At 44.6% G+C, this 6,784-nt stretch carries 4 protein-coding genes; all 4 read right to left on the bottom strand.

Annotated elements, in window-relative coordinates:
- Positions 1–10 precede the first annotated feature (10 nt).
- The gene (locus tag VN379_RS15940) at positions 11–1,156 is read right to left on the bottom strand and encodes an iron-containing alcohol dehydrogenase (RefSeq protein ID WP_325535610.1); all 1,146 of its coding nucleotides are present in this window, start codon (positions 1,154–1,156) and stop codon (positions 11–13) included.
- Positions 1,157–1,180: 24 nt separating this feature from the next.
- A complete protein-coding gene (locus VN379_RS15935) occupies positions 1,181–3,148 on the bottom strand; it encodes an FAD-dependent oxidoreductase (RefSeq protein ID WP_325535608.1) in 1,968 nt (655 codons plus the stop codon).
- A gap of 516 nt (positions 3,149–3,664) precedes the next feature.
- A complete protein-coding gene (locus VN379_RS15930) occupies positions 3,665–4,987 on the bottom strand; it encodes an anaerobic C4-dicarboxylate transporter (RefSeq protein WP_325535606.1) in 1,323 nt (440 codons plus the stop codon).
- A gap of 59 nt (positions 4,988–5,046) precedes the next feature.
- On the bottom strand, positions 5,047–6,537 hold the full coding sequence (gene argH, locus VN379_RS15925; RefSeq protein WP_325535604.1) for an argininosuccinate lyase: 1,491 nt from the start codon (positions 6,535–6,537) through the stop codon (positions 5,047–5,049).
- Positions 6,538–6,784 lie beyond the last annotated feature (247 nt).

The following is a 6,784-nucleotide window of genomic DNA, read 5'->3' as shown; positions in this document are numbered from 1 at the left end:
ATTTTAGGCTCTATTTATAATTATCGTACATATTCCCCAATATAACTTCTACCTCGGCCTGCGTTAATTCTTTCGGTACAAAATTATAACAGGCATCTTTAAAAACTAATGGAGTTATCTCCAGCAGCTCTTTCCTTGCTATACCTAGAGCCTCAAAGGATTTAATATCTAAATTTTTAGCAAAACCCCGTATTCCCTGGGCCACCAGCTCCCCGATTTCCTTAGGGCTTTCTTGACCGCTAAACCGGATACCCATGGCTTCGCCGACAATTTTGACTTTTTGTTCGTTGATATCGGCAGCATACTTCATCACTTCCGGCAATGCCAAAGCACATACAATACCATGGGTGATATGGAATTTAGCCCCCACCGCATGGGCGATGGCGTGTCCTAAATGCACCAAGGCGTCATTGAAGGCTATGCCGGCAAAATTGCTTGCCAGTAAAAGCTCTCCTCTGGCCTCTATATTTTGTCCGTCGGCAATAGCCAGCGGAAGATTGGCAACGACTTTGTTTATAGCATCTGACGCCAGCAATTCCGATTTTGGATTAGGTATTTTGGCGGTAATGGCCTCTGCGGCGTGGGCAAAGGTATCCATTCCTGTCTGGGCTGTTAGTTCCGGCGGTGCGGTTAGTGTCGCTTCCGGATCCAGTATGCCTAACGTAGCATTGCAAATTACCGAATTTTTTACATTATTCGCGGTATCTGTGATTACACCTACAGAAGTGCTTTCACTGCCGGTCCCCGCAGTGGTTACCACCATCACCACAGGTACTCCCGGAGTATAAAAAGGATTGCCAAAGTATTGATTAACAGTACCCGGGTTATTGACTAAAACATTGATGCCCTTGGCGGCGTCCATGGGGCTGCCGCCGCCGATGGCTATGATACCGTCAATTTTTTCAGCTTTGGCTAATTCGCCTCCCTGGTTTATCATATAATCCGGTGGATCAGGAATTATTTCAGTAAACTCCACAATTTCCAGCCCGGCAGTCAGCAAACTTTTTTTGCATTTTGCATAGGTTTGCTTCTCTGAAACAATTTTGTCAGATACTACCATGACTTTAGAACACCCTAGTTTTTTGACTTCTTCCCCCAGTAAGCTAATGGTTCCAGCACCATAAATGATCGGGCATGTTTGTGCATATCTTCCCATTTTTATTCCCCTCTCCTTTATAAATTATAGATTGTATGCGCTTAAAAAGCCTGTTTCCATTGCATCCCTTATTCTGCCTGCCTTGGCAGCGTCTCCCAGGATATAGACCTGTTCGAAATTTGCTTTAATTTCTTTTGTTAATGCTTGATTGGGTTTTGTTCCCAGGCAAATAACAACGGCATCAAATTTGTATTCTTTCTTTTCACCGTTTGCCGTGATTTCAAAAATCGCATTGCCATTATCTATTTTCAGGAGTTTATGCTTTGGATACAGCTTTACGCTTAATTTCCCGATATGATTCATTACGTCAATAAGGTTTTGAAAATACAATCCCGGCCCTATCGTATCGGCCATTTCAAATATACTGACATCATTTCCGTTTTCAGCTAACAGATGGGCTGTTTCGATGCCGGTCATTCCTGAACCGATAACAGCCACTTTTTTGTCTTTTAAAGTTACTTTGCCTCTTAATATTTCCGTAGCGCACAAAACCTCTTGTCCGGCGATGCCGGGAATGGCTTCAGGCATAATGGGCTCAGAACCCTGGGCAATAAATACTGCATAAGGATTTAGCTCTTTTATGTTTTCCAGCGTAGGCGCCGTATTAAAGCGTATTTCCACACCTAATTTATTTACCTGTCCTGTTAAGTAATTGATAAGCCAGCTGATTTTCTCTTTATTAGGCGGTTTATTGGCAAGCTCCAGCTGCCCGCCTGCTTTATCGGTTTTTTCAAATATAATTGGCTTATAGTTGCGCATAGCCAAGACCCGGGCAGCTTCCAGACCTGCAGGTCCTGCTCCGATTATCGCCACAATCCGTCCATTGCCGTCCTGTTTAAAATCACTGTACTCTAATTCTCTGCCGCTTTGGATATTAATACCGCATTGACAGGGTATGGGGCTCATGTCTGCAGCCATAAGCGTTTCCATACAGTGAAGACAGGATATGCATTTTCTCAGTTCGTCCACTTTTCCTGCTTTTGCCTTGTTGGACCATTCGGGATCGGCATAATGCTGTCTGGCAGAACCCGCGAAATCAAGCTTTCCCTTCGCTATCATCTTATCCGCATACTCAGGATCTCTAATTACCGCCACGCCGATAACCGGAATATTTACTGCTTTCTTTATTGTTTCAGGCAGATAACTCTTCCAGCCCTGTTCAAAGGATGATGGTTCCCAGGCTATATTCATGCTTTCATATATGCCGGAGCTGACATCAATTGCATCCGCGCCCAATTCTTCCAGGTGCCGGGCTATTTTTACGCCATCAGCCAAATTTAATCCTCGCTCACACCCATCAACAGTTCCTAAAAATTCATCCACCGACAACCGGACGATTAAAGGATAATCCTCGCCACAGTGCTGTCTGATCCCCAGCACAATCTCTTCCAGAAATCTCATCCGGTTTTCAAAGCTTCCCCCATACTTATCCTCCCGCTTATTGGTATAAGGACTTAAAAACTGATTAATCAAGTACCCATGGGCACCATGCACCTCGACACCATCTATCCCTGCTGCTTTTACTCTAACCGCTGCTTTAATAAACCGCTCAACCATATCCGCTACTTCCGCGGTTGTCATGGCTACAGTCGGCTGGTGCACCGCCTGGCATTCTACTTCACTGGGAGCCAGCATAGGAAGATTTCCGTTTACAGCACTGATGCCTTGCCTGCCGGGATGATAAATTTGGACAACAACTTTGCCGCCATACCTATGAATTTCCTGGGCCAGTTGTTTTAAGCCGGGTATAAAACGGTCTTCTGCCACAGATATTTGATTATTATTTCCTTTTCCTCTTGCTCCGTCAACAAGAGCACACTCGGTAATGATTACCCCCACGCCACCTTTGGCCCGGGCACCGTAAAAAGCAATATCCCGTTCCGATACGCTGCCGTCTGAATTTGCTAAATGGTTGCCCATGGCGGTCATGACAATGCGGTTTTTAGTCTTCATGCTGCCTATTATTCCTTCGGAAAATAGATGTTTGAACATAGCTCGGCCTCCTAACTGCTAAGATATATTTTGTATTTTCAATATATTATAATTTTTTGGAGGTTTTGTGAAACACTTAACTGTTGTATAAACCACAACAAAATCTGATGGGGCCGCTGGAGCAACTGCGAAAAACCGTTCACCTCCCGGCAAACGGTTTAACTCTGACCTACTATCATTTTGAATTCTGGTACTTTATGAAAAGCCATACTCCAATCAAATAGCATTATTTCTCTCCCAGTCTTACTGTTCCTGTTTACTTAATTTATAACCAGGGCCTGGCCGGTTGTCATTGCTCAGGCATTCATTTTGTCTTCCTAAATTATCCTAATGCCCTAATTTCAAATCCTTTATTCTTTGGGTAATGCCCTTTTACTAGACCAACGCAAACCAGCCAAGCTCCCACTGGGCACTATATCCGATACATTCCCAAAAAACACAAAAATCCTGCAATATTTTAATATTGCAGGATTTTCGACTAATTAAGTTACCGGACAATACATTTGAAATGCTCCTTTAAAAAAAGATGCGGGTTATGGCAAACCCGGTAGTAACGCCGACGACTGTCGCAACCAGGCCCGGAATCATATAACTGTGATTGATTACATATTTGCCGATTTGGGTGGTGCCTGTCCGGTCAAATGCAACGCCGGCCAGCAAAACACCCGTACTTGGGATAATAAAATAGCCGCATACTGCCGGAAACATTGCTGCTATGGTCAATCCGGAAACCCCCAGCGCAATCCCCAAAGGCACTAATGCCGCTACTGTAGCGCCCTGGCTGTGAGTAATCGCGGAGGCCACAAACAGCGCAAAAGCGAACAACAGTGGCTGGGCCTTTACCATTTCCTGTACTGAACTTTTAATAATATCCATATTGCTGGCAAGCAAGGTGTCACTCATCCATGCCAAACCAAATACACTGACTACACCCAGCATCCCGTTTTTAAAAACAGAGCCTGAGATGATTTTGTTCACATCGACTTTGCACGTTACAACCATTAGTGCCGCGACAGACAGCATGACAATTTCAATGGCATTAGTCATATCCAGTTTGCTCACTTTACCGGCAGCATTCACAACGTCAGGTCTCAGCCAGGAGAAAGTGCCTAACAAAACAACGAGGATTGCTCCGATCAGGAAGATAACAACCGATAATTTTGCCTCTTTTTTATTGGCTATCGCCGCTTGTTCCTGGGCGGTTAATACCGGGATCAGCCCTTTTTCCATTTTTTCAAGATAAACCGGATCGTCTTCCAGTTCCTTGCCCATTCGGTTGACGACCAGGGCCCCCGCTATGATGCCAATGAGTGTCGCCGGTATGGCAATTACCATGATCTGCGTTAATGTAATGCCCTGTGGTGCCAGCATGCTGGCCAACGCGACCGTCGCCGCGGAAATCGGCGAAGCGACCACTGCATGCTGAGAAGCAATAACAGAAATTGAAATTGGCCTTTCCGGACGGATTTTGGCCTCGCGGGCCACTTCCGCAATGACCGGCAGAACATTGTATAAAACATTTCCGGTGCCGGACATGAAGGTAAACACCCAGGCGATTAGCGGGGAAAAAAAAGTAATTCTGCTTGGATGTTTTCGCAACAATTCCTCTGCTTTTCTAATGAGGACCTGCATACCGCCGGCAGCTTCCAGGGTACTGGCGGCAATAACAACCGACAGGATGATCAGCATGACGGCAATCGGCGGGGAAGCCGGGGCAAGTTTAAACGCAAACACTAATACCGCTAGCCCGACGCCCCCGGCCATACCAAAGAATATTCCACCGTACTGAGCCCCAATAAGCATAACAATAAGTACAATGACAAACTCCAAAAAGAACATAAACGATTCCACCTCCAATATTACTTAGGGCTTGACAGAGTATTCGCCTCCGCTTGCTGTCAGTTGGCTACAATATCATTGACTCTGGCTTTAAGTGCGGCTTTGGCCAGGGCAGCTCTTTCCGTCAGAACGGTTAATTCTTTTTTGTCACGTTCCAGTAAGGCCGCCAGCTTAACCAACTGGTTTTCAACTTCCTGGGGAGCAGGGCCGCCGGCAACATCTTTAGCACGGGCGTTCAGTACCGGGTTCAGCGCATTGGCGATTTGTTCATTGGTGAGGGTGGTTTTCAGACCCAGGCCTTTTAGTGCAATCTCAGCTAAAATCTCTGAATTGATATCTTCCGAGGACTTTTTATGTTCCAGCATATAGGCAACGATTTCTGCGACAATTTCATGGGCGGCTCTAAAAGAAATACCGTCATAGCGAACTAAATAATTCGCAAGTTCTGTTACTGTGCAAAAATTATTCTTCGCCCGCTCCAGCATGATTTCTTTATTAACCTTAATTGTTTTGATGGTAACCGTCGCCAGTTGGACGGCCGCCTCAACTTCCTTTAACGCCGGATAATAGTAACTCACAGATTCACAGCTGATATCCCGGGCATGAGTGAACGGCGTATTTTTCAAGGCGCTAAAAGCCGAAACAAAAAAGGCTTCCACATGAGCTGCTTTTGCTTTGATATGTTCTAAAGTCATCGGATTTTTTTTCTGCGGCATAATGCTGCTGCAGACAGCTACCGAGCCGCCAACTTCAATATAACCGTATTCCGGTGTGGACCAAAGATACAGGTCATGCGCCATACGGCTTAGATTGTTCATCATGATGCCAAAGGCTGCTTCAATTTCCAGAACATAATCACGGGATGCAACTCCATCCAGTGAATTACCCATATAGTCATCAAAACCCAAAAGTTTAGCCGTTGTTTCACGGTTAATCTTAAAGGAGGTCGATGCCATTGCGCCTGATCCAAGAGGGCAAATGTTCAACCGGCCATAAGCATTGATAATACGCTGATAATCCCGATCCAGTGCGTATAATATCGCAGCAAAATAATGCCCCATGGTAATCGGTTCCGAGGGTTGCAAATGGGTGTACCCGGACATGACAACACTGGCATGTTCTTTTGCTAAAGCAAGTAATGCTTCACGCAGCCCGTTAACCATACTGCAAAGTTTCAGAAAATAATCCCGGCTGTCCATCCTGATAATCGTGGCAATCATATCATTGCGGCTGCGTCCGGTATGCTGCTGCCCCCCTACATCTAGGCCAACTGTCTTGATCAGATAAGCTTCCATATTGAAATATAAATCTTCAAGGTTATAATTGATCTCAAAGTCCGGCTTTCCGGCCAAGTCCATTTCTTTGGTCACCGACAGTATTTTTTTGCAAACATCACGGGTAATAATTTTTTCTTCCATCAGCATAATGACATGAGCCGCATTAACCGCTAAAATAGTGGAATAAGACCTTGCCATATCATTACTAATGCCCGGTTTGAACAAGTATTCAATGATTTCGGGTGCCGGCTGTTCTTTAATTCTTTCTCTCATAGTACCATTCTCCTTATAATATTTTAGAAAGTCCTAAATCGAATTTGTATAAAAGCTGATTTAGCACCATTCTTCACCAATAATAATTATTAAAAAAAGCCGCTATTTGCTCTGGCAGGCAAAATAACGGCTTTGTTAATGTACAGCCCAGTTGATATCCTATATTTTTTTGTTGCATCAGACTATTGTCAATATAATAGGAAACAGATATTATATTTTATATGTACGTATGTCAATATGTCCGTAC

The sequence above is a fragment of the Sporomusa sp. genome (genome assembly GCF_035561255.1).
Classification (GTDB): domain Bacteria; phylum Bacillota; class Negativicutes; order Sporomusales; family Sporomusaceae; genus Sporomusa.
The sequence above is the reverse complement of the archived record's forward strand: the minus strand, read 5'-3'. Positions and strand labels throughout refer to the sequence as shown.